The sequence below is a fragment of the Shewanella sp. 10N.286.52.C2 genome, assembly GCF_002874545.1.
Taxonomy (GTDB): Bacteria; Pseudomonadota; Gammaproteobacteria; order Enterobacterales; family Shewanellaceae; genus Shewanella.
In genome coordinates this window covers 259,861-283,308 of sequence record NZ_MCTV01000039.1, presented here as the reverse complement: position 1 = coordinate 283,308, position 23,448 = coordinate 259,861, and the positions used below count along the sequence as shown (strand labels likewise).

General features: G+C 39.9%; 17 protein-coding genes. 8 read left to right on the top strand and 9 right to left on the bottom strand.

Going from position 1 to position 23,448, the window contains the following annotated elements; genetic code table 11:
- Nucleotide 1: 1 nt before the first annotated feature.
- Nucleotides 2-1,069, top strand: coding sequence for a kelch-like protein (locus tag BCU94_RS15055; protein ID WP_133149794.1), 1,068 nt, complete (start codon nucleotides 2-4; stop codon nucleotides 1,067-1,069).
- 210 nt (nucleotides 1,070-1,279) lie between these two features.
- Complete coding sequence (locus BCU94_RS15050) at nucleotides 1,280-1,786, top strand: cupin domain-containing protein (RefSeq protein WP_102439808.1); 507 nt, start codon at nucleotides 1,280-1,282, stop codon at nucleotides 1,784-1,786.
- A gap of 112 nt (nucleotides 1,787-1,898) precedes the next feature.
- Here BCU94_RS15050 and BCU94_RS15045 read toward each other — a convergent pair whose 3' ends face one another.
- Nucleotides 1,899-3,494 carry a BCCT family transporter gene (locus tag BCU94_RS15045; RefSeq protein WP_102439809.1) on the bottom strand — a complete coding sequence of 532 codons (1,596 nt, stop codon included), beginning with the start codon at nucleotides 3,492-3,494 and terminating at the stop codon, nucleotides 1,899-1,901.
- A gap of 392 nt (nucleotides 3,495-3,886) precedes the next feature.
- Here BCU94_RS15045 and BCU94_RS15040 point away from each other — a divergent pair, with 392 nt between their 5' ends.
- Nucleotides 3,887-5,440, top strand: coding sequence for an AbgT family transporter (locus BCU94_RS15040; RefSeq protein WP_102476839.1), 1,554 nt, complete (start codon nucleotides 3,887-3,889; stop codon nucleotides 5,438-5,440).
- 86 nt (nucleotides 5,441-5,526) lie between these two features.
- Here BCU94_RS15040 and BCU94_RS15035 read toward each other — a convergent pair whose 3' ends face one another.
- Nucleotides 5,527-6,933, bottom strand: coding sequence for an MATE family efflux transporter (locus BCU94_RS15035; protein WP_198590891.1), 1,407 nt, complete (start codon nucleotides 6,931-6,933; stop codon nucleotides 5,527-5,529).
- Nucleotides 6,934-7,048: 115 nt separating this feature from the next.
- Here BCU94_RS15035 and BCU94_RS15030 point away from each other — a divergent pair, with 115 nt between their 5' ends.
- Entirely contained in the window at nucleotides 7,049-7,939 is an 891-nt protein-coding gene (locus tag BCU94_RS15030) for a LysR family transcriptional regulator (protein ID WP_102439812.1), read from the top strand.
- A gap of 70 nt (nucleotides 7,940-8,009) precedes the next feature.
- Here BCU94_RS15030 and yfaE read toward each other — a convergent pair whose 3' ends face one another.
- The 5 genes from yfaE to ubiG form a co-directional block, all read right to left on the bottom strand.
- Nucleotides 8,010-8,348, bottom strand: a complete 339-nt coding sequence (gene yfaE / locus BCU94_RS15025; RefSeq protein ID WP_102476838.1) for a class I ribonucleotide reductase maintenance protein YfaE — start codon at nucleotides 8,346-8,348, stop codon at nucleotides 8,010-8,012.
- Complete coding sequence (nrdB, locus tag BCU94_RS15020) at nucleotides 8,338-9,468, bottom strand: class Ia ribonucleoside-diphosphate reductase subunit beta (protein WP_102439814.1); 1,131 nt, start codon at nucleotides 9,466-9,468, stop codon at nucleotides 8,338-8,340. Before nrdB ends, yfaE begins: the two co-directional genes overlap by 11 nt.
- A 55-nt stretch (nucleotides 9,469-9,523) precedes the next feature.
- Nucleotides 9,524-11,812, bottom strand: a complete 2,289-nt coding sequence (gene nrdA, locus BCU94_RS15015) for a class 1a ribonucleoside-diphosphate reductase subunit alpha (RefSeq protein ID WP_102476837.1) — start codon at nucleotides 11,810-11,812, stop codon at nucleotides 9,524-9,526.
- Nucleotides 11,813-12,275: 463 nt separating this feature from the next.
- Nucleotides 12,276-12,944, bottom strand: a complete 669-nt coding sequence (locus BCU94_RS15010; RefSeq protein ID WP_102476836.1) for an HAD-IA family hydrolase — start codon at nucleotides 12,942-12,944, stop codon at nucleotides 12,276-12,278.
- 150 nt (nucleotides 12,945-13,094) lie between these two features.
- Entirely contained in the window at nucleotides 13,095-13,820 is a 726-nt protein-coding gene (gene ubiG / locus BCU94_RS15005) for a bifunctional 2-polyprenyl-6-hydroxyphenol methylase/3-demethylubiquinol 3-O-methyltransferase UbiG (protein WP_102439817.1), read from the bottom strand.
- Nucleotides 13,821-14,176: 356 nt separating this feature from the next.
- On the opposite strand from ubiG, the gene gyrA reads away from it, so the two are divergent.
- Complete coding sequence (gyrA, locus tag BCU94_RS15000) at nucleotides 14,177-16,879, top strand: DNA gyrase subunit A (RefSeq protein WP_102439818.1); 2,703 nt, start codon at nucleotides 14,177-14,179, stop codon at nucleotides 16,877-16,879.
- 80 nt (nucleotides 16,880-16,959) lie between these two features.
- Here gyrA and BCU94_RS14995 read toward each other — a convergent pair whose 3' ends face one another.
- Nucleotides 16,960-18,105 carry a serine hydrolase domain-containing protein gene (locus BCU94_RS14995; protein WP_102476835.1) on the bottom strand — a complete coding sequence of 382 codons (1,146 nt, stop codon included), beginning with the start codon at nucleotides 18,103-18,105 and terminating at the stop codon, nucleotides 16,960-16,962.
- Between the two features lie 311 nt (nucleotides 18,106-18,416).
- Here BCU94_RS14995 and serC point away from each other — a divergent pair, with 311 nt between their 5' ends.
- Complete coding sequence (gene serC / locus BCU94_RS14990; protein ID WP_102476834.1) at nucleotides 18,417-19,508, top strand: 3-phosphoserine/phosphohydroxythreonine transaminase; 1,092 nt, start codon at nucleotides 18,417-18,419, stop codon at nucleotides 19,506-19,508.
- A 109-nt stretch (nucleotides 19,509-19,617) separates the two neighbouring features.
- On the opposite strand, the gene BCU94_RS14985 is transcribed toward serC, so the two are convergent.
- A complete protein-coding gene (locus tag BCU94_RS14985) occupies nucleotides 19,618-20,808 on the bottom strand; it encodes an amino acid aminotransferase (RefSeq protein ID WP_102476832.1) in 1,191 nt (396 codons plus the stop codon).
- Nucleotides 20,809-21,231: 423 nt separating this feature from the next.
- Between BCU94_RS14985 and aroA the strand changes: the two genes are divergently transcribed.
- Together aroA and cmk are read left to right on the top strand one after the other, a co-directional pair.
- Entirely contained in the window at nucleotides 21,232-22,512 is a 1,281-nt protein-coding gene (aroA, locus tag BCU94_RS14980; RefSeq protein WP_102476831.1) for a 3-phosphoshikimate 1-carboxyvinyltransferase, read from the top strand.
- A 175-nt stretch (nucleotides 22,513-22,687) separates the two neighbouring features.
- The gene (gene cmk / locus BCU94_RS14975; protein ID WP_102476830.1) at nucleotides 22,688-23,365 is read left to right on the top strand and encodes a (d)CMP kinase; all 678 of its coding nucleotides are present in this window, start codon (nucleotides 22,688-22,690) and stop codon (nucleotides 23,363-23,365) included.
- Nucleotides 23,366-23,448 lie beyond the last annotated feature (83 nt).

Genomic DNA, 23,448 nt, shown 5'->3' with positions numbered 1-23,448 from the left:
CATGAAAATTACCCATTCCCCCCTTTCTTTGGTGGCCTTGTTTGTTTCACTATTTGTTTCACTATTTGTTTCACTATTTGTTTCACTATTTGTTTCACTATTTGTTTCACTATTTGTTGTACTTAACGCAACAGCCACAACCACTTGGCAGCAAATAGCAACGTCGAACTCTTTCTCTGCACGCCACGAAGCGGGCTTTATCAAATTTGAAGATAAGGGTTATTTAATTGGTGGCAGAGGAATAAAAGCCGTTGATGAGTTTGACCCTAATTTGTTAATGTGGCGCCCTTTACAAGAATCCCCCATAGAGCTACATCACTTTCAACCAAGTGTATGGAAAAACAAAATTGTTATTGCAGGGGCGTTAACTGGAGCTTATCCCGCTGAGACGCCAGTTGAAAATATTTATTATTTTTACCCCAATGAAAACAAATGGGAAAAAGGTCCTGCTATTCCACCAGCAAGGTTAAGAGGTAGTGCCGTTGCTGTTGTTAAAAACGATTCCCTTTACCTTATTGGCGGTATTACTAACGGTCACCTAGATGGGAATGTTAACTGGGTTGATCGCTATGACTTTATGACCAATACCTGGACTATTCTAAATGATGCCCCACACGCGCGAGACCATGCTCAAGCTGCGCTAATAAATAATCATATTTATGTTGCAGGGGGACGAAGAACTCTAGGCAAGCACAATCAAGTCTTTGAGTTAGTTGAAGGCAAACTTGATGTATTTAATATCGAGACTAATCAATGGCAAGTAGTGCGAAACGAATTACCAATCCCACGAGCTGGCATTGCAATATTCGCTCATCAAAATAAATTGATAGTAGTCGGGGGAGAAAGTGCCGATCCCAATAAAGCTCATGAAGAAGTTCACTTATTTGATAGCCAATCAAAACAATGGCTTAAAAAGCCTTCTTTAATTCAAGGAAGACACGGGAGTGGTGTTATCGAAGCAAATGGCTACCTATGGATTGCCTCAGGTTCTGGTATGCAGGGTGGATCACCCGAATTAAATTCAGTTGAACGTATTAAGCTCGATGCTATTTTTAATAATGATAAATAGCTTAATAATGACAATGCAATATACCTAAAATTGATAAGTTAATCTGAATCACAGATAAGAATATATGTGTCTCTGGTTATATTAATACCTGAAAATTTAACAAGTTGGTGAAGGGGCTATTGGATCAGATAAATAGGTAGCCGGCTGAGTACTTTTTTATGAAAGTGCTTAAGTTAAAGTTGGCAATTTATTTACGATAAGGAACAAGCTATGAAAAATAATCTGTCAAAAATGGCAAAAGTATCGGGATTTTACTTAATTATTTCGATATCTATAACTTTTCTGACGTCGTGTGCCTTTGTAAAAAATACAGATTCGAATGAAACTAACGCTATAAATAATGAATCAAATAGTCATATTCAATCTAGTATTGTTAACTTTGAAAACACCCATAAGACAGCTTACGATGGTAGTGATTTCTACACCTATTTTTACGGCGAAACAATAGGCACCAAGGATACAATTGTGGGTTTGGCAATTATAGAACCTAACAACGAAATTCATCCGCCTCACCAACATGCTGAAGAGGAGTATTTATACATTGTAGAAGGCTCGGGTATTTGGACGTTAAACGGCGTAGAAACACCTGCAAAAACTGGCGATGTATTGTATGTTTCCCCCTGGGACTTACACGGCATATTTAATACTGGCGATGTATCAATGAAGTTTTTTATTACTCGAGCAAGTAGTAAAGGCGTTAATGTCGAAAAACCTTAACCGGTGAAATAATAGTCAGCTTTAATGCAAAAAAAACCAGTAAATCTATTTTTAATAGTATTTTGCTGGTTTTATATTCTACTTAATGGAATTTTAATTAGAACTACAATTATTACTTAGCGTAGTTTTTCTGGTTAATATCCATTTCCGATTTCAAACCCATTGTTAAGCTTACACACATTGTCAGTAAGATAATGGTGAAAGGGAGTCCTGTGGATATAGCGCCCGCTTGAAGGGCTTGTATCGCTTCTGTACCACCAACATACAATAATACCGCAGCAATAGCGCCTTCTGTGGTTGCCCAAAAGATACGTTGTGGCACTGGTGCATCAATCTTACCACCGGATGTAATACTGTCTATGACCAGTGAAGCCGAGTCAGATGAAGTAATAAAGAACACCATGATCAATATGATTGAAAGAATCGAAATTATCGAAGTCATTGGCATTACGTCAAAAGCCTGAAATAACGCTAGCGTGATATCTGTTAGCCCATTGGCACCTAATTCACCGACTTGATTGATGATTTGATCAATAGCATTGCCGCCAAATGTTGCCATCCAAAAAATAGTAATCGCTGTTGGTATCAATAGTACGCCAAGTAGGAATTCTTTTACTGTTCTACCGCGAGAAATACGTGCAATAAACATCCCCACACATGGTGACCAAGATATCCACCACGCCCAGTAAAATACTGTCCAGCCATGCATCCAAGCTTCGTCTTCTCGACCATGTGGATTGCTTAATGGAATAATATTTTCAATATAGCCCATGATAGTAATCGGTAAATAGGTCAGAGTGACGGAAAAAGTCATTATTATGATAAATAACAATAAAGCAAAAGCTGCCAGTAAATTAATATTGCTGAGAACTTTAACGCCGCCGTGCATACCGCGAATCACTGAAAATATGGCTAATGAAGTAACAAATGCAACAATAATAAGTTGAGTTGAAATGCCATTACTGATCCCAAATACATGACTTATACCACTGGCAGCTTGTTGAGCGCCCAAGCCTAGTGATGTTGCTAAACCAAACAGAGTGGCAAGCACTGCCAATATATCAATGATATGACCAAACCAACCCCAAGTTCTATCACCTAAAATAGGGTAGAACGCAGAGCGCATAGACAGGGGTAAGCCTTTATTGAATGTGAAGAAGGCCATTGATAATGCTACTACCGCATATATTGCCCATGGGTGTAGACCCCAATGGAACATGGTAGCACCTAGAGAAGCTTTAATGGCTTCATCAGTAAATGGCTCGACACCACCGGGCGTTTCAAACCAACCAGTATAATGAGCTGCAGGTTCTGCTAAGCCCCAAAACATCAGCCCAATGCCCATTCCTGCTGCAAATAGCATCGCCATCCATGAAAATATGGAATATTCGGGTACTGCGTCATTGCCACCAAGGCGGATTTTTCTAAAGGGAGAAATAATTAAGGCGATACAAAATAGTAAGAAAAAGTTTGCAGACCACATGAAAAGCACATCAAAATTATTGATTATTTTCCATTTAACGCCATCGAGTGCTGCTTTTGCAGTGCTTGCATCGACTGAAAGTAATGCAATTAGAAAAACAGCGATTAAGCCTGCACTGATACCAAAAACAGGATTGTGGATATCAAAACCCCATTTCTGGATATTATCTTGTCCCACTTCGTAGTCAGTATTATTAATACTGTATTTGTCTTTTGATTGACTCATGTGCCCTCAACAACTCATTTTATAGTAACTATTTTTATTAAAGGTTAACAGATTTAGACCCTGAGTGATGAGTGTTTTTATAATAAAAAATACCGCAAGTTACTGATGTTAATGGGTTGTTTGTTATGCTGCCACCTTGGGTCTGTCTGTTTTTTTTAGTAGTGCTGTAATTGTCAATATATCTAAACTGCGGAATAAAGTTCTGAATATTGTGTTTGATGCTTTTTTTATAAGCATTGTGGCTCTTTTTTTAAGTTTGCTTAAAGGTTGGTTTAATAAACTGAAAAATACAAAAATTCAAAAATAGATATAACCTCTATCCACTAGCGATAAATGTTGATGGCATTTATGCTTTGCTAATGGATTAAGGTATCAATGAAGGTAGGGCTAAAATGACAACTACAAGTGAGTCTTCAGAAAAAGCACCCGGCTTTTTAGGAAGAGCATTAGATGGTATTGAGCGAGTGGGTAATAAATTACCAGATCCTGCAATGCTATTCTTAATTTTGATGTTTGCAGTATGGGGAATTTCAGCTTTATTGTCTGGGGTAAGTTTTGAGGCAATTGATCCAAGAACCGATAGTCCAATCGTGGTTAATAATTTGCTTAGCGCTGAAGCATTAACGCACTTTTTAACCTCTATGGTGTCTACCTTTACCGCGTTTGCCCCATTAGGGGTGGTCCTTGTTGCCATGTTAGGTGTCGGCGTTGCAGAGCAATCGGGTTTTATCAATACCGCGCTGAAGCAAATGCTTAAAATCACTCCCGCTAAATTTTTAACGCCAGCGGTCGTGTTAGTGGGGATTATTTCACATACTGCAACAGATGCAGGTTACGTGGTGGTTATCCCACTTGCTGGGGTAATATTTTATACCGTAGGTCGTCATCCACTAGCGGGTATTGCCGCGGCATTTGCCGGTGTATCAGGTGGTTTCTGCGCCAACTTTATTCCTTCTGGTATCGACCCATTACTACAAAGCTTTACGCAGTCGGCGGCTCAAATTGTTGATCCTGATATTCAGGTCAATCCACTTAACAATTGGTTTTTTGCTGCTTCGTCGTGTATTCCTATCACCTTAACAATCTGGTATTTAACCGATAAAATACTTGAGCCAAGACTTAATCGTAGCCACAAAGTAAAGTGTGAAGATGTTGATTTACCTGCAATGGAAGAGGTCACTTCAAAAGAGTTAAACGCATTTAGAGTGGCTTCTGCAGTGATGTTGGCAGCGATTGTCGGCTTTTTCTCGTTAACTATTCCAGAAACCTCAACCTTACGCGATGCTAGTGGTTCGTTAACCAGTTTTAGTGCGCCATTGATGCAATCAATTGTGCCGTTAATCTTTATCTTCTTTGTATTGCCAGGTTTGGTTTATGGCTTTATGACTGGCACCTTTAAAAGTTCAGCCGATGTGGTGCAGGCGATGTCAAAATCAATGAGTGGCATGGCGCACTATATTGTAATGGCGTTTTTCTGTGCCCAGTTTGTCGCTGCATTTTCAGCGTCAAACCTTGGTGCGTTAATTGCGGTAGAAGGCGCAGGCGGCTTAAAAGCCATGAACTTGCCTGCTGAAGTTACCGTTATTGGCATGGTAATTTTAGTTGGTTTCGTTAACCTATTTGTTGGTTCATCGTCGGCTAAATGGGCACTGATTGGGCCGGTACTGGTTCCTATGTTGATGCAGCTCAATATTAGCCCAGATTTATCCCAAGCCGCTTACCGAGTGGGCGATTCAAGCTCTAATATCATTACCCCATTGATGCCATACTTCCCGTTGGTGGTAGTTTACTGTCAACGTTATGTGAAAGGCATAGGCATTGGTACGTTAATTTCTATGATGCTGCCATTTAGCTTGGCATTGTTGTCTATTTGGAGCGCTTGGTTATTGATCTATTGGTCAATTGGTTTCCCATTAGGCCTTGGTGCAAGTTACACCTACGGTTAAGCCCTTAATGATTTAGGCCTACAGTCTACAATCGAATAAACTAAAAAGGACTGCATTTGCAGTCCTTTTGTATATTTGCACAGCGCTTACGCGTGCACACTCGTTGTTTGGGGACTTTGCTGTACTACCGCTACAGGCTGGTGTTGTTCGTCGATCTTTTTAATGCGTTTTAGTTCATTAAATACCATCGGCATCAGTAAAAGACATAAGCTTATATTGGAAAGTGGCACAGCCAGCCAAATACCATTGACCCCAATCATCAACGGCAAAAGCATCAAAAATGGAAGTTGGATCAGCATATTACTTATCGAAATGGTTAAGGATTTACGGCCTTGATTAACGGCCATAAAATACACTGTGGCCACAAAGATAATACCTTCCAAGATTAACGCAAACAGATGTAATCGAATTCCGATTAAAGCTTCAGCCATTAATGCGCCATCGCCATGACTGAACAGCTGCAGCACATTGCTAGGAAACAAGTTTAATACTACAACCAATAACAGTGCGAAAATACAAACGACTTTTGTCGCAAGAATCACCGTTGTTTTGATGTTGGCTATTTGTTTTTTGCCGTAATAATAACTTACCGGTGGCTGCATACCCCCAGCAATCCCTTCTGCTATGAGATAAAACATTGTGGCGATATAGCCGATAATCGCGAAGGCGGCGACATGCACAGCCGAGCCGTAAACCATGAATGAGTAGTTATGTAAGGCAATAATAAAGCTAAAATACATGAACATAAACAAACTGGATAAGCCCAATGCCATTATAGAACCCATAGTCTTAACGTTAATGACATTCAAAGAAAATTGTAATTTAGTATTCGATTTACTCGACATAAAATAACAGCCGCCTAATATCACGACTAAGGTTTGAGAAATCATGGTAGCCAACGCAGCACCATGCAAGCCCATTGGGTAAAGGACAATCAGCAGGTAATCCAATATGATATTTACACAGGCACCTAGCACCATAAGTTGTGTCGCGATAGCCGGGTTTTCATCATTACGAATTAACAGTGGTATTGCAGTAGCTGCGGTTGTAAAAAATGCGCCATAAACAAAAACGTCTATATAGGCCATTGCCATAGATAAGTTCTCACCTTCAGCTTTTTGTAATAACAATAAGTCTTTAGCAAAAAATTGAATGAACAGCGCAGCCATTATGCTAAAGCCAATGAGCAGGGCGATGGCATTATTTAAAATGCGTTTTGATTTTATAGGGTTATTCTCGCCACGGCTGATCGATAATAAGCTGCCTGCACCCATGCCTATCATCATGCCAACACCAATAATACCGCTGATAATTGGCCAAGCGAGGTTGATCCCAGCAAGCCCCTCGAAACCAATGTAATGGCCAACGAAGATACCGTCGATGATTTGATATAAGCCACTGACTAGCATTGCGCTAATCGATGGAATTGCATATTTCCAATAATGTTGCTTCACATTATTAGGGTTAACTTTTTGAGATATGATTAACGACATTTTTTTAAGGCTTGTTGAGAATGAAGCATCATTATCGCACCATATAAGATAGACTAAAGTTGGTTACTATCCGCTAAACGGATAGATTGTTAATGATTCAATTAAGAGTATGAATATGAATTGGTCTATAGAGCAATTACAAGCATTTGTTACTGCCGTGAATTTAGGTTCATTTTCTGCTGCTGCCCGTTCTTTAGGAAAAGCGCAGTCAAGGATAAGCAGTGCTATAGCTAACTTGGAAATTGATTTAGGTTTTAAATTATTTGATAGATCTGGGCGTTTACCTGTGCTGACAGAGCAGGGCGAACAAATGTATATTGAAGCCAATGCCGTTATAGCACAATGTGAGCGTTTAAACGCTAGAGCTATGTCGGTAATGACTGATGATGAATTGTCGCTAACAATCGCTATTGACGAAGCTGTACCTATCTCTATTTTCGAAGATTTCTTTGATAAAACCGCTCACCAATTTCCATTATTAAAACTGACTATCTTAAATGGAACCCGAGACGATATTGCACAGTGGGTTGAAATAGGAAAGGCTGATTTAGGTATTTTGTTCTTGGGTGAACAACTGAGTGACAGTTTAGAGTTCTTTACCATTGATAGTTTTCATCAATCTCTAATTGTTGCACCGAAACATCCGTTAGCGTCAATACCAGTGCCAAATATTTCACAATTAAACATGTATAAACAATTTGTTATTTGTGACTTAGAAACCACAGGTAAACCTATTTCAGCTAATTGTTGGCACGTGGACAGCTATTATTATATTACTTCTCTCGTTGCCCGTGGTTTAGGTTGGGCCTTAGTACCGGAGCATATTGCCCATTCAGATTGGTATACAGGCGAGATAATTGAGTTAAGCTGTTATCACATATCGGATTCACTCACCATTGAAATGGGATTAGTGAAGCGACGGGATAAAGGTGCGGGACACATAATGAACTGGATGTTTGGTGAGGTGGAAAAAATGTTCATCGCAGCTAAAAAAGAAAGAATATAATTCAATTTTTATGTCTATCAAAGATGCTATTACTAAAAGTCAGGTCATGACTTAGCGTTAATTAGTGATATTACTCAGTCACTAATAAATGTCTGCGTTGTTGAACGTAAATATTACTGGGTTCATCTGTGGTGAGATCTAAATCAATATTGCTATCGGGTACGCAGCAACATGGCAGGCATTCATCAGCTTCTAACTCAACAAGTGGCTCAGTGATATAGCTCACCTTACCACTAATGATTTTGGTTTTACAGGCACCACAAAAACCACGTCGACATTCAGAGAAGACGTTGACTTTTTTTATTTCTAATACTTCTAAAAGCGTGTGTTGCTGTTGATTAAACAGCAACACAGGTTCCCCATTTAAGCTAACAATGGGGGCTTTTTTTAAATGTCTATTATAGGTCAAAATCTAAAAACTCATCGCTATCAACAGCTGAATCAATTTGTCCTACTAAGTAAGAAGAGACTTCTACTTCTTGTGGGGCAACTTGTACCGCATCACTTTCAAGCCAGTTTTTCATCCAAGGAAGTGGATTAGTTTGCTCAGCATAAGGCTGTTTTAAATTAACCGCTTTCATGCGCTGGTTAGTAATATATTCAACGTACTGACATAAAATCTGTTCATTTAAGCCAATCATTGAACCGTCTTTAAATAAGTACTGTGCCCACTGCTTTTCTTGTTCTGCAGCTTTATAAAAGATGTCATAGGCTTCTTGCTCACATTCAGCCGCAATTTCACCCATTTCAGGATCGTCTTTTCCACCTTGCATAATATTTAAAATATGCTGAGTACTATTAAGGTGTAATGCTTCATCACGGGCAATCAAACGAATAATTTTTGCATTGCCTTCCATTAAGTTACGTTCAGCAAAAGCAAATGAACATGCAAAGCTAACATAAAAACGAATTGCTTCTAATGCGTTGACTGACATCATGCATAAATACAATGATTTTTTAAGAATACGGCTATTAACGGTAATTTCTTTACCGTTGATGAGGTGCGTGCCTTGTCCGTGTAGATTCATCACTTGGGTTAATTCAATCAAGTCATCATAATATTGAGCGATATCACCGGCCCGTTTTAAGATTTCTTGGTTGACGACGATGTCATCAAAAACTACTGAAGGATCATTAACAATATTACGAATAATATGGGTATATGAACGAGAGTGAATAGTTTCAGAGAAAGACCAAGTTTCAATCCAAGTTTCAAGCTCAGGTAACGACACTAATGGCAATAATGCTACGTTTGGTGAGCGGCCTTGAATTGAATCAAGTAAGGTTTGGTATTTGAGGTTTGAGATAAAAATATGCTTTTCATGCTCAGGTAAACTTTGATAATCGATTTTATCTTTACTTACATCTACTTCTTCCGGACGCCAGAAAAAGGATAATTGTTTTTCAATTAACTTTTCGAACACTTCATATTTTTGTTGATCGTAACGTGCAACGTTAACGGGTTGTCCCATGAACATAGGTTCATACATTGGGTTGTTCGGAGTTTGACAGAAAGTAGAGTAAGCCATTTTTATATCCCAAAAAAGCGGGGAAAACTCCCCGCGTTGATATGCTAATTAGTGATTAAATCTTACAAGCGCCGCTTGCACAACCATCGTCTTCTTTTTCAACGACAGTGATGTCATCAAACTGATCCGATGCACCATCACGGGTGTTGTGATAGTAAAGGGTCTTAACCCCAAGCTTATAAGCGGTGAGCAAATCTTTCAGTAAGGTTTGCATAGGCACTTTTTGATTATCAAATCGTGTCGGGTCGTAATTGGTATTTGATGAGATTGCTTGGTCCACAAACTTCTGCATCAAAGCGACTAACTGTAAGTAACCCTCATTATTTGGCATATTCCAAAGTAATTCATACTTATCTTTAAGTTCATCAAAGTCAGGTACAACTTGCTTTAATTGACCATCTTTACTGGCTTTAACACTGATCAGGCCACGAGGTGGTTCAATGCCATTGGTTGCATTAGAAATTTGCGATGATGTTTCAGACGGCATTAATGCCGAAAGAGTGGAGTTACGCAGGCCGTGCTGTTTAATATCGGCACGTAAACCTTCCCAATCCATGTGTAATGGCTCGTCACAAATTTTATCCAAGTCACGTTTATAGGTATCAATGGGTAAAATACCTTGAGCGTACGTTGTTTCATTGAACAAAGGACATGCGCCTTGCTCTTTTGCTAAATTGTTTGATGCTTTCAATAAGTAAAATTGAATTGCTTCAAAGGTTTTATGGGTCAAGTTATTACCTGAGCCATCAGAATATTTCATGCCATTCTTAGCAAGGTAATTAGCGAAGTTAATCACACCTATGCCTAGAGTACGACGATTCATAGAACCAAGTTGCGCTGAAATGATTGGGTAATCTTGATAATCAAGCAAGTTATCTAATGCACGTACTGCTAAGTCAGCTAATGGTTCTAGCTCTGATAAATCTTTGATAGCACCAAGGTTTAATGCTGATAATGTACAAAGGGCAATTTCACCATTTGGATCATCAATATTCTTCAACGGTTTAGTTGGCAAAGCGATTTCTAAACAAAGGTTTGATTGCTTAATTGGCGCAACTTGCGGATCAAATGGGCTGTGAGTATTGCAGTGATCAACATTTTGAATGTAGATTCGGCCTGTTGATGCACGCTCTTGCATCATCAATGAAAATAATTCAACTGCTTTAATCTCTTTACGACGAATGCTTAAGTCAGCTTCATACTGAAGGTATAGACGTTCAAATTCGTCTTGATCAGCGAAGAAAGCGTCGTATAAACCTGGCACATCAGATGGGCTGAATAGGCTGATGTTTTGACCTTTGATTAAACGTTGGTACATCAATTTGTTTAGCTGTACACCGTAATCAAGATGGCGAACACGGTTGTCTTCAACACCACGGTTATTTTTAAGTACCAGTAACGATTCAACTTCTAAATGCCATAACGGGTAGAATAGGGTAGCTGCACCACCACGTACGCCGCCTTGAGAGCACGATTTAACCGCTGTTTGAAAGTATTTGTAAAATGGTAAGCAACCGGTATGGAATGCTTCACCACCGCGAATAGGGCTACCTAATGCACGGATACGACCGGCATTGATCCCAATACCTGCGCGTTGACTAACGTATTTTACAATTGAAGATGCGGTCGCATTGATAGAGTCAAGGCTGTCGTCACATTCAATTAATACACATGAGCTAAATTGACGTGTCGGAGTACGTACACCTGCCATGATTGGGGTTGGTAAAGAAATCTTAAATGTTGAAGCCGCGTCATAAAAACGTTTGATGTAATCTAAACGGGTGTCTTTTGGGTAACGCGCAAATAAACAAGCTGCCACTAAAATATACAGGAACTGAGCACTTTCATAAATTTCGTTAGTGACGCGGTTTTGAACTAGGTATTTGCCTTCAAGCTGTTTAACTGCAGCATAAGAAAAGTTCATATCGCGCCAGTGGTCAATATAACCATCTAAAATGGTTAATTCTTCTGACGTGTAATCTTCTAAAATATGCTTATCGTATTTGCCAAGTTCAACCAAGCGAGTGACTTGATCAACTAACTTCGGTGGCTCAAATTGGCCAAAAGCTTTTTTACGTAAATGAAAAACAGCAAGTCTTGCAGCGAGGAATTGATAATCAGGCGCTTCTGGTGAGATTAAGTCTGCTGCTGCTTTAATAATGGTTTCGTGGATTGCTTCAGTTGGAATACCGTCAAAGAATTGTAGATGAGAACGTAATTCAACTTCTGAGACTGAAACGTTTTTCAATCCTTTAGCTGCCCACTCGATAACGCGATGAATTTTGTCTAAATCGATTGTTTCGCGTTCGCCACTGCGTTTTGTGACTGTCATATTGCTGTTCATTAAAAAAGCCTTGATTGTAAAATAGTTTGCGTGATTTAAATTTTGGATCTTTTTTAATCGTCTCGTTTACGATCGCCATTAAATCACAATACGTTCCCTTGTAAGTTGATCATCCATAAGCACTAACAACGTAATATATCCAAGAAATACGAGTGTTATTTGAAGACCCAAAGCAGAAAAAGCCTTGTGTCTTGTTCTGATGTCACACACAAGATATGGTGTTTAATTAAAACTTACATACAAGATAGTGAGGTTTGGGGCGATTTGCAAGCAGCAATTTAGTGAATAAGTTGTGGATATCTTATGTATAGTGGCCAATGTTAGTGAAGGCTAACCTGCTAGGTCAAAATACACGATATTTTGTTGGTTAAGATTAATATTTAGCCGAAAAAAAACGTGAGCTCGATCGCTACAATATTCGGCGATCGATTGTTTTGTTAACAAAATTATTTGCTATTTATATTTAAGATTTGTTAAGGAAAGCCTGATGTAAGTCGGCAACCTTGCTGAACTGAAAATCACTCGGCCATTCATTGGGTTTATCTTGCTCTGACAAATAACCCCATAATGCGATAGCGCCTTTCATCCCAGCATTACGGGCGGCAATTAAATCCCTTTCAGCATCACCTATATATAGGATGTCCTGTGGCAGGCAATTAATTTGCTGGGCAGCAAGTAACATTGGCGCGGTATGTGGTTTGGAGTGCTGGGTGGAGTCACCACTGATAATCGCAGTGAGTTTGTGCTCGATGTTTAAGGCCTTAACCAATGGCCGAGTAAAACGGGCTTGTTTATTAGTAACAACACCATAAGGGATGTCACGTTGCTCTAATAACAACAGAAAATCATCAAAACCGCTAAATAATGATGCTTTTTCACCATTGACCCGTTGGTAATGCACTAACAAAGCTTGCTGAACTTCGATTTGTAACTCATGGGAAAGCTCAGGTATACCGGCTTTTACAAGCGCCAAACTACCATGGGAGGCAGCAGAGCGTAAGTTATCAATACTTTTACTAGCGATACCGCGCTCTTGCAAACTTAAATTTAATGCATGGACAAGATCTGGGGCTGTATCAGCTAATGTACCGTCTAAATCAAAGAGTACACCTTTAATCTTGTTCATAGTTATCCTAAGCGTGCTGAAGTTATTAGCGATTACTTAATCCGATTATGAATTAAGTGAAGGATTAAAGTAGTAATGTCACTGATTCACTGCAGTATTACTACTTTAATATTGTTCTACTATTTATGGCTGGCTATTAAAGATGACGATGTGATACTAATCAGCTTTTTGGGTGGCGATCATATAATTAACGTCAACTTTATTCGTGTACTTATATACACCCGTTAAAGGATTAAAGCTTATCCCAAGAGCATCACGGCAATGAAGCTCTGTTTGGTCAACCAAATTGATTAACTCAGACGGTTTAATGAACTTACTGTGGTCATGCGTGCCAACTGGCAGCATCTTTAAAACATATTCAGCGCCAACAATTGCTTGAATATATGACATCAGGTTACGGTTAATGGTTGAAAAGAACACATAACCGTTAGGTTTAATCATATCGCAGCATGCTTTAATCACTGATAATGGGTCAGGGACGTGCTCTAACATCTCCATGCATGTGACCACATCATAATAGCCTTGATGTTGCTGTGCATGTTCTTCTGCGGTCATGGTTTGATATTGGATATCGATGCCAGTTTCTAATGCATGCAGTTTAGCCACTTCAATTTGCGCTTCACCCATGTCTAAACCTGTTACATTGGCACCAATTTTAGCCATGCTTTCTGACAAAATACCACCACCACAACCGATATCTAATACTTGCTTACCAAAAATACCACCACTGGTTTGATCGATATAATTAAGGCGTAATGGGTTAAGTTGATGCAAAGGCTTGAAACTGCCATTAGGATCCCACCAAGACTGGGCCATTTGGGCAAATTTTTCTATTTCTTGATGATCTACATTTTGCGGCGTGGTTTGTTCTTGGTTAGACATGTCGAGAACCCATTAATTATTAGTATTTATTGCAGGTATTATAACCATTGGATTGAATAAACATAGTGAGATGAAGCAAGATTTCACTTTGGTTGACGGAATATTGCTCAATGTCTGCCCATAAAAACGACATCAGTATTTTATGGGGCAATTTATCAAAATGAAATACGCAAATAATGTAATAGAGATAGTTGAATTTAAAGATTTTTTGACAGCTTTTGTCCTCGCGTTAATATTTCCTTGTTCTAGGGTCTAGCCTCTTTAAATATCTGTGTTAGAATGCCAAATCACGTTTTTGAGCTACACAATAAAATGGAATAATTATTGTGCGCTAATTTTAGGGGAACGAGCAGTTTATGACTGATCTGGCATCATCAATTTCGCCAATTAACATCGAAGACGAACTAAAGAATTCATATTTAGATTATGCAATGAGTGTAATCGTAGGTCGTGCATTACCTGACGTTCGTGATGGGTTAAAACCTGTTCACCGTCGTGTGTTATTTGCCATGAACGAGTTGAAAAACGACTTCAATAAGCCTTATAAAAAATCAGCTCGTGTTGTTGGTGACGTAATTGGTAAATATCACCCACATGGTGACACGGCCGTGTACGATACGATTGTTCGTATGGCACAACCATTCTCAATGCGTTACACGCTCGTTGACGGCCAAGGTAACTTTGGTTCTGTTGATGGCGATTCAGCAGCGGCGATGCGTTATACCGAAATTCGTATGCGTAAGTTGGCACATTCTTTATTAGCTGACTTAGAAAAAGAAACCGTAGATTTTGTACCTAACTATGATGGTACTGAATTTATCCCAGCGGTTTTACCTACTCGTGTACCAACATTATTAATTAATGGTTCGTCTGGTATTGCGGTTGGTATGGCAACAAATATCCCGCCACATAACATTTCAGAAGTGATTAAAGGCTGTTTAGCATTAATTGAAGAACCTGAGTTATCTATTGAGCAATTAATGGATTACATCCCAGGTCCTGATTTCCCGACAGCAGCCAGCATTAATGGTCGTAAAGGGATCATTGACGCGTATAAGACCGGTCGTGGCCGTGCGATTATGCGCTCAAAAGCTGAAATTGAAGACAATAATGGCCGTGAGCGTATTATTGTTACTGAAATCCCATATCAGGTTAACAAAGCCCGCTTGATCGAAAAGATTGCTGAGCTTGTTAAAGATAAAAAGATTGAAGGTATTACTGGTCTACGTGATGAATCTGATAAAGACGGTATGCGCATCGTTATCGAGATCAAACGTGGCGAAGTCGGTGAAGTTGTTTTAAACAACTTATATGCGCAAACTCAAATGCAATGTTCTTTTGGTATTAACATGGTGGCATTGACCAATGGTCAGCCTAAACTGTTTAACCTGAAAGAAATGCTAGAGTGCTTCATTCTTCACCGTCGTGAAGTGGTGACGCGCCGTACTGTATTTGAATTACGTAAAGCCCGTGAACGTGCTCATATTCTTGAAGCATTGGCTATTGCATTAGCTAACATCGATCCAATCATTGCACTAATTAAAGAATCGCCAACCCCTGCGGAAGCGAAAGTAAAATTAGTGGCACAAGGTTGGGATCTTGGTAACGTTCAAGGCATGCTTGAAAAAGCCGGTGATGATGCTGCTCGACCTGAATGGTTAGAGCCAGAGTATGGTATCCGTGAAGGCAAGTACTTCCTGACTGAGCAACAAGCACAAGCTATTCTTGAGCTACGTTTACATCGCCTAACAGGTTTAGAGCACGAGAAGATTCTTTCAGAATACGAAGAGTTACTTGAGTTCATTGCAAGCTTATTATTCATTCTTCGTAGTCCTGAGCGCTTGATGGAAGTGATCAAAGAAGAATTAGAAGAAATGCTTGAGCAATACGGCGACCCACGTCGTACTGTTATTAACCAAAACGAAGTTGATATGAGTCTAGAAGACTTAATCAATGAAGAAGATGTAGTCGTAACACTTTCTCATATGGGTTACGCCAAGTACCAACCGTTAACTGACTATCAAGCTCAGCGCCGCGGTGGTAAAGGTAAAGCTGCTACTAAAGTAAAAGATGAAGATTTCGTCGAAAAACTATTAGTTGCCAATACCCATGATACGATTTTATGTTTCTCTGATTTTGGTAAAATGTATTGGTTGAAAGTTTATCAACTACCACTGGCAAGCCGTACCGCTCGTGGTCGCCCAATCATTAACTTATTACCATTGTCAGATGGTGAGCGTATTACTGCAATTCTACCTGTTCGTGAATATGCAGATGACAAATATATTGTTATGGCTACCGCTCACGGCACCGTGAAGAAAACCGCATTAACGGCTTACAGTAACCCACGTGCGAACGGTATTATTGCCGTTAACCTTAAAGACGACGATCAACTAATTGGTGTTGATATTACTGACGGTAGCAACGACATCATGTTGTTCTCAAACGAAGGTAAAGTGGTTCGCTTTAACGAAAAAGTACGTGATTCAGAAACCGGTGAAGTGAAGAAAGATCCTGAAACTGGTGAAGACATGATTGCGATTCGTCCAATGGGCCGTACAGCAACAGGTGTTCGTGGTATCAAACTTGAAGATGGTCAGAAAGTTGTTTCGATGATCATTCCGAAAGTAGAAGGTGATATTCTAACTGTCACTGAAAACGGTTATGGTAAACGTACTGATTTAGCTGAATATCCAGCTAAGAGCCGTGGCACTAAAGGTGTGGTTTCAATCAAAGTAAGTGAACGTAATGGTGCTGTAGTAGGCGCAGTTCAAGTTACTGAAACTGACGAAATTATGCTAATTAGTGATAAAGGCACCTTGGTTCGTACACCATCTGCTGGCGTGTCGTTGATTGGTCGTAACACCCAAGGCGTAACGATTATCCGCACTGCAGAAGATGAGAAAGTCGTTGGCTTGCAGCGTATCGAAGAAATTCAAATGGATGAATCTGAACTTGATGCTGAAGCAGAAGGTCAAACAGTAGAAGGCGAAGTAGTTGCAACTACTTCTGATGCTGAAAACCCTGCAACAGATACACCTGCACAAGATGACGAATAAGTTATTCTAGTGACAAAAAAGGATGCCAATTGGCATCCTTTTTTATTGCTTGTCATTTATAGATGATAATGACGTCCGAATTAGTTTTGCTGTTTAAATACATCATGCCAAAAAGCAGAACTCAATTTAGCAATAACTCTCGACTCACCATTCAATAGCATTACCATGCCGATATTCAGCTCGGGAGAATAGGAAATTTCAGCAACATAACCCGCTACCCAACCAGCGTGATAAATTAATGGCCGGCCTTCAAACTCATATACCCGCCATCCTTTGCCGTAATAAGCATTATCAAGGTAGGTACGCCAATCTCGGCGGCGAAGCTCCTTGGTTGTTTTAACGCCTGGCGTCGTCACATCATTAATCACAGCGCTTGAAAGTACAGCAGGTTTCTCGCCTAAGTTGGCGATTAACCACTTGGACATATCAGTAATGCTCGCATTGACGCCTGCCGCTGGAGCCAGTTCATAGTAGTTTGGTTTTACTGATACTTTTTTAAAGCCTGATTTAGTCTTAATGTGTGGCTCTGCGCGATTTTTTTCCGCCATAAATGCTGTATAGCCTGTTGAGGCGTTATTCATCTCTAGTGGCTTAAAGATGCGTTTTTCAATGTAGTTCTCGTAGCTTAGGCCACTTTTTTGCTCAATGGCAGATTCGATAAATGAAAAGGCTACATTCTGGTAGCTATAGCAAACGCCAGGCCTGCACATTGGGGTTATTTCTGAAAACTTATTTAGAATTTTATCCTTGCTTACATTGGCATTGACTAAGTTATCGTAGCTATTTGGCATTAAGCCTGTGCTTTGACCGATAATATGGCCTAGGTTAATTTTCTGACTGGCTTTAGGATCAGCTAATACAAAGCTTGGAAGATAAGCATTTATCGGTTGTTGCCAGTCAAGTTTATTTTCCTGGACTAACATACTGGCCAGAGTACCTGCAAAGGTTTTAGATACAGATGCAAGTCGAAACACCGTATTGGCATTTACATTTAAAGCGCTACCTTTGCTGCGTTTACCGTAATAACTGAGCTTTAGAATCTTGTCGCCTTCGACAATAACAAACGCACCGCCCGGGACTTTGTTCTTTTTAAGTTGCTGATGAAATTTTTGCTTAAATTTATCAGATACGCCGTTATAAATTGAAGCATGTGTTGGCTTACTGACAAGGACAGTGCTTATTGCTAAAGAAAGCGTGCCTACGATAAAAGCCGATTTTGAAAACATGTAAATATCCATGACCGCGTTACGGTATTTATTATTCTAGTTAACACTGACACAAGGCCAATCTCCAAAGAGACTATAACCTAATGCTTTAGTATGACTATTGTTGTGTAATTTTTCTCACTTTACTAGTGATAAATAGCACTTAGTTTTTAAAATAGCGTTGTCGTTTATTGTCATTAACTAGCAATAAAGCTCGACAGAATCAGCATTGATGATTAATTTTCATTTTAGCTGCCAAACAGTTGCGATATACTGCTGAGAATTCGATACATTATGAATGTGTTAACTAAAAACGATATAAGGACAATGCTGTGAGCGCTATTTATAATTTCTGTGCTGGACCTGCCATGTTACCTCAAGCTGTGATGCAAAAAGCGCAGCAAGAATTAATTAACTGGAATGGCTTGGGTGTGTCCGTAATGGAAATTAGTCATCGTAGTAAAGAGTTTATGGCGTTAACCCAACATGCCGAGAAAACCTTACGTACCTTGATGGATATTCCAAAAAACTATCACGTTTTGTTTATGCATGGCGGCGGACGAGGTCAATTTACCAATGTTGTTAATAATTTCTTAGGTGACAACGGTAAAGCCTTGTATTTAGTTAATGGCCAATGGTCAACGGCTGCGGTAAAAGAAGCGATAAAACTGGTTGGTGAAAACAACATTGATCAAGTCAATATCATTGAAAATTTCGATGGTTTAAATCAGGTGGTGCTGCCTGACTTTAGCGCGCATAGTGACGATTATCGTTATTTGCACTTTTGCGCCAATGAAACCGTTGATGGCATCGAAATTTTTGATGAAATTGAGTGTCCTTGGCCAGTCGTGGTTGATTTGTCTTCAACCATTATGTCGCGAAAAATCGATGTCAGTAAGTATGGTTTGATTTACGCTGGCGCTCAAAAAAATATCGGCCCTTCAGGTTTGTCTATCGTGATTGTCAGAGATGATATGTTGCAGCTACCCAGTTTGCCGCAGTCATCGATTATGGATTACCGTATCGCACAAGCCAATGACTCGATGTTCAATACGCCACCCACGTTCGCCTGGTACTTAGCTGCCGAAGTGTTTGACTGGTTAACATCAGTAGGCGGCGTAGCTGCAATGGAAGCATTAAATCAGCAAAAAGCGCAAATGCTGTATGACTGTATTGATAACAACCCGTTTTATACCAACGGTGTTTGTAAGCAAAACCGTTCACGGATGAATGTGACATTCCAATTAAGCGATAGTAGCTTAGATAGTGAGTTTTTAGCCCAAGCTGAGCAAGCAGGCTTGGTCGCCTTAAAAGGTCATAGAGTAGTAGGCGGCATGCGTGCCAGTATTTACAATGCTATGCCGTTAGCGGGTGTGCAGGCACTGGTTGACTTTATGCAAGCTTTTGCTAAGCAGCATAGCTAAAGCGATACCAAGTTACATTGTTGAGCTTTAGCTCTACAGAATAAAAAGCGAATAATGAGCAGTCATTATTCGCTTTTTTAAACGCAATTATTGGCTTACAACCAGATAGTTAAAGAATTATTGCGATTGATTTTGCAAGGTAATCAACATTTGTTTCGCTTATACCCGCAATACTCATACGGCTTGAGCCGACCATATAAATGCTATGTTCTTTTTTAAGGGTTTCAACTTGCTCAGCATTAATCCCTAAGAAAGAGAACATGCCTTTTTGGTTAGCAATAAAGCTGAAATCTTGTTTAACCCCTTGTTCTATTAATTTGTTGACCAACATTTGTCGATTGCCATTAATGCGGTTGCGCATAACGGTTAACTCATCTAACCATTGCTGCTTTAATTGTGCGTCACCTAAAATGGTTTCAACAAGGGCAGCGCCATGAGCTGGCGGCATTGAGTAAATACAACGCACTACATACAAGAGTACAGAAAAAGCAATATTCGCCTTAGTGCTATCTTTAGCCATAATGCTACAAGCACCAATTCGTTCACGGTATAAACCAAAGTTTTTAGAACATGAACTACATAAGATCATTTCTTCAACTTGAGCGGCCATTTGACGAACGCCGTAAGCATCTTCATCAACGCCATCACCAAACCCTTGATATGCCATATCAATTAATGGGGTAAAACCTTGCTTAGCGGTAATGCTGATGACTTCATCCCACTGGGCATTGGTTAAATCCATGCCGCTTGGGTTATGACAACATGCATGTAGTAGTACCACATCGTTACTACCGATCTTATTTAATGCCGCTTTCATTTCATCAAATTTTAGAGTTTTCGCATCGTAATCATAATATGGGTAAGTTTTTACAGTGATGCCAGCGGCTTCAAATAAGCCAGTATGGTTAGCCCAGGTTGGATCGCTCACCCATAACACGGCATTAGGATTACAGCTTTTAATAAATTCAGCAGCAACGCGCAGGGCACCTGTGCCACCAGGCGTTGATACCGTTCGGATACGGTCAGCAATTAATGCACTGTGAGCTTCGCCAAATGCTAGTTCTGTCATCAAAGTATTAAACTGAGGAGAACCAGTAGGGCCAATATAAACCTTAGTCGTTTCAGACTCAGTGCGCAGTCGCTCTGCTGTCTTTACACAATCAAGAATAGGCGTATTGCCGATTGGGTCTTTGTAAACACCAACCCCGAGGTCAATCTTCTGTGGGTGAGTGTCTTGGCGGTACTGAGTAAGTAAACCAAGAATGGGATCTGCAGGCATTGCAGTTAACGCGTTAAACATGGCCATTGACCTTATAGTATTAAAAATAAAAGTAGGGTTTTGTTTAGCATAACGTGGTTTAAATACGGATTGAAATGGCTATTTCTAGAAACTACCTAAAATAAAGATTTTACATAGTTTAAAGTTTACACTTTTACCAAAAAAGTCATTTATTTGCTTAATGAAGTTGGCTGTTTGGGTCATATAAATGGCCGAGTTGCGCTTTTTTTACGCAAATAATTCAAGTTCAGCGTAAAACTGTCATTTAATTTCAGTTATCCCTTGAATCATTGGCTGCAATCAGTAAATTTGTATTCAAGAATAATTTATTAAGTTTATACCATCTAATTCGTATAGATAAATTGACAAAGACGTCATTTTCTCTTTAGCCCATACACATTTATTCTTCCGTAGCAGGGAGAAGACATTTAAGAAGAACTTGTAATGAAACAATTGCGTCTTGATCCGATCCAAAAAGTAAATGGCGTTGTCAATATTCCTGGCTCTAAGAGTATTTCGAATAGAGCGCTGTTATTAGCAACCTTAGCCGAAGGCAGAACCACGCTAACAAATCTGCTTGATTCAGATGATATTCGCTATATGTTGGCATCATTAAAGCAATTAGGCGTTGATTACCAATTATCTGAAAATAACACCGTATGTGAGCTACAAGGCTTAGGTAAGCCTATTACGGCGGAACAAGCGCAAAGCTTATTTTTAGGTAATGCGGGGACAGCAATGCGGCCTTTATGCGCGGCATTGACACTGGGCAGTGGCGAGTTCACCTTAACGGGCGAACCACGTATGGAAGAGCGTCCTATTGGCGATCTTGTTGATGCACTACGTCAACTCGGTGCTGAAGTGAGCTATCTTAAAAATGATGGTTTTCCACCGCTGACGATTAATGCCAATGGTTTAAATGGCGGTGATGTTGAGATAGCGGGGGATTTATCCAGTCAGTTCCTCACAGCTTTGTTAATGGTAGCGCCATTAACCAAAGACACGGTTAATATCACCATTAAAGGTGAGTTAGTGTCTAAACCATATATTGATATCACTATCGCACTAATGGCCCGTTTTGGTGTTGAAGTGATCAATCATGACTACCGCCGTTTTGAAATACCTACAGGTCAGAAATATGCTTCCCCAGGTAAAGTGCTAGTTGAAGGCGATGCATCCTCTGCTTCATACTTTCTTGCTGCTGGCGCAATTCAAGGCGGTGAAGTCAAAGTGACCGGTGTCGGTAAACTCAGTATTCAAGGCGATGTTAAATTTGCTGATGTACTCGAAAAAATGGGCGCAGACATCGAGTGGGGCGACGATTTTATTATCGCGCGCCAAGCAAAATTAACCGCGGTTGATTTAGACATGAATCACATTCCAGATGCGGCAATGACCATTGCAACTGCGGCATTATTTGCCGAAGGCACCACACGTATCACAAACATTTACAACTGGCGCATTAAAGAAACCGATCGTCTTGCAGCAATGGCCACTGAATTACGTAAAGTCGGTGCAACCGTTGACGAGGGTCATGACTATATTACCGTTACGCCACCAGCTGTTTTAAATACAGCAGCAATTGACACTTACAACGATCACCGAATGGCGATGTGTTTTTCAATGCTGGCTTTTGCTGATTGCGGTATTACCATTAATGATCCAGATTGCACCTCTAAAACCTTCCCAGCCTATTTTACTGAATTTGCACGTATCGGTGAGTAAAGCGCTTGGTTTAAGTCTTAAATATGACGGCAGTCAATATACTGCCGTCATTTGATCTTGATTGAATATCGTAAATTTTCTCCAGTATTTTGCTGTAAATTGTTGTACAATGCCGCCCGCTCATTTTGATGAACCTTTTTATATTCATGGAAGATTGTTTTTTTCGGAGGAATTTATGTCTGAACGTGCTCCAGTAGTCACAATCGACGGACCAAGCGGTGCAGGAAAAGGGACCATATGCCAACTCGTCGCTGAGCGACTTGAATGGCACTTACTAGATAGCGGCGCTATCTATCGTGTTTTAGCCCTTGCAGCCATTCATCACGATGTTGAATTAGAAAATGAAGAGGCGATCACCTTACTTGCTTCTCATTTAGACGTGCAGTTCTTAGCGGGCAGTGACCTTGTAAAAGTCATTTTAGAAGGTGAAGACGTTTCAACCAGTATTCGTACTCAAGAATGTGGTAATGCAGCATCTAAAATCGCTGCTTTACCTCGCGTAAGAGAAGCATTACTGAGACGACAACGCGCTTTTTGTACTGAACCGGGTTTAGTCGCCGATGGGCGTGACATGGGAACAGTGGTTTTTCCTAACGCACCCGCAAAAATATTCCTAACTGCATCCGCAGAGGAAAGGGCGCAGCGACGCTATAAACAGTTGCAGGACAAAGGCTTCGATGTTAATATCGATCGCCTTTTATCTGAAATCATTGAGCGTGATGACCGCGATATTAATCGCTCTGTCTCACCTTTAGTGCCTGCAGATGACGCGCTAGTTATTGATACTAGTGGCATAGGTATTAATGAAGTGCTTGAGCTTGTGCTTGAACACATCAATAAAAACTTAAGGTAATTTCTTAATTCTGAGAATTTATCAAACAACATTTATATCACGGAAGATGTAAATCAATTAATTGACTCCACATCTAGGATGGA

Excerpts from the sequence above, each read along its gene's own strand:
- BCU94_RS14995 (WP_102476835.1), bottom strand. The coding sequence starts at position 18,105 with ATGTTTTCAAAATCGGCTTTTATCGTAGGCACGCTTTCTTTAGCAATA.
- nrdB (WP_102439814.1), bottom strand. The coding sequence starts at position 9,468 with ATGGCTTACTCTACTTTCTGTCAAACTCCGAACAACCCAATGTATGAA.
- aroA (WP_102476831.1), top strand. The coding sequence starts at position 21,232 with ATGAAACAATTGCGTCTTGATCCGATCCAAAAAGTAAATGGCGTTGTC.
- BCU94_RS15035 (WP_198590891.1), bottom strand. The coding sequence starts at position 6,933 with ATGTCGTTAATCATATCTCAAAAAGTTAACCCTAATAATGTGAAGCAA.
- BCU94_RS15050 (WP_102439808.1), top strand. The coding sequence starts at position 1,280 with ATGAAAAATAATCTGTCAAAAATGGCAAAAGTATCGGGATTTTACTTA.
- cmk (WP_102476830.1), top strand. The coding sequence starts at position 22,688 with ATGTCTGAACGTGCTCCAGTAGTCACAATCGACGGACCAAGCGGTGCA.
- BCU94_RS14985 (WP_102476832.1), bottom strand. The coding sequence starts at position 20,808 with ATGTTTAACGCGTTAACTGCAATGCCTGCAGATCCCATTCTTGGTTTA.
- ubiG (WP_102439817.1), bottom strand. The coding sequence starts at position 13,820 with ATGTCTAACCAAGAACAAACCACGCCGCAAAATGTAGATCATCAAGAA.
- nrdA (WP_102476837.1), bottom strand. The coding sequence starts at position 11,812 with ATGAACAGCAATATGACAGTCACAAAACGCAGTGGCGAACGCGAAACA.
- BCU94_RS15045 (WP_102439809.1), bottom strand. The coding sequence starts at position 3,494 with ATGAGTCAATCAAAAGACAAATACAGTATTAATAATACTGACTACGAA.
- BCU94_RS15055 (WP_133149794.1), top strand. The coding sequence starts at position 2 with ATGAAAATTACCCATTCCCCCCTTTCTTTGGTGGCCTTGTTTGTTTCA.
- gyrA (WP_102439818.1), top strand. The coding sequence starts at position 14,177 with ATGACTGATCTGGCATCATCAATTTCGCCAATTAACATCGAAGACGAA.
- BCU94_RS15030 (WP_102439812.1), top strand. The coding sequence starts at position 7,049 with ATGAATTGGTCTATAGAGCAATTACAAGCATTTGTTACTGCCGTGAAT.
- BCU94_RS15040 (WP_102476839.1), top strand. The coding sequence starts at position 3,887 with ATGACAACTACAAGTGAGTCTTCAGAAAAAGCACCCGGCTTTTTAGGA.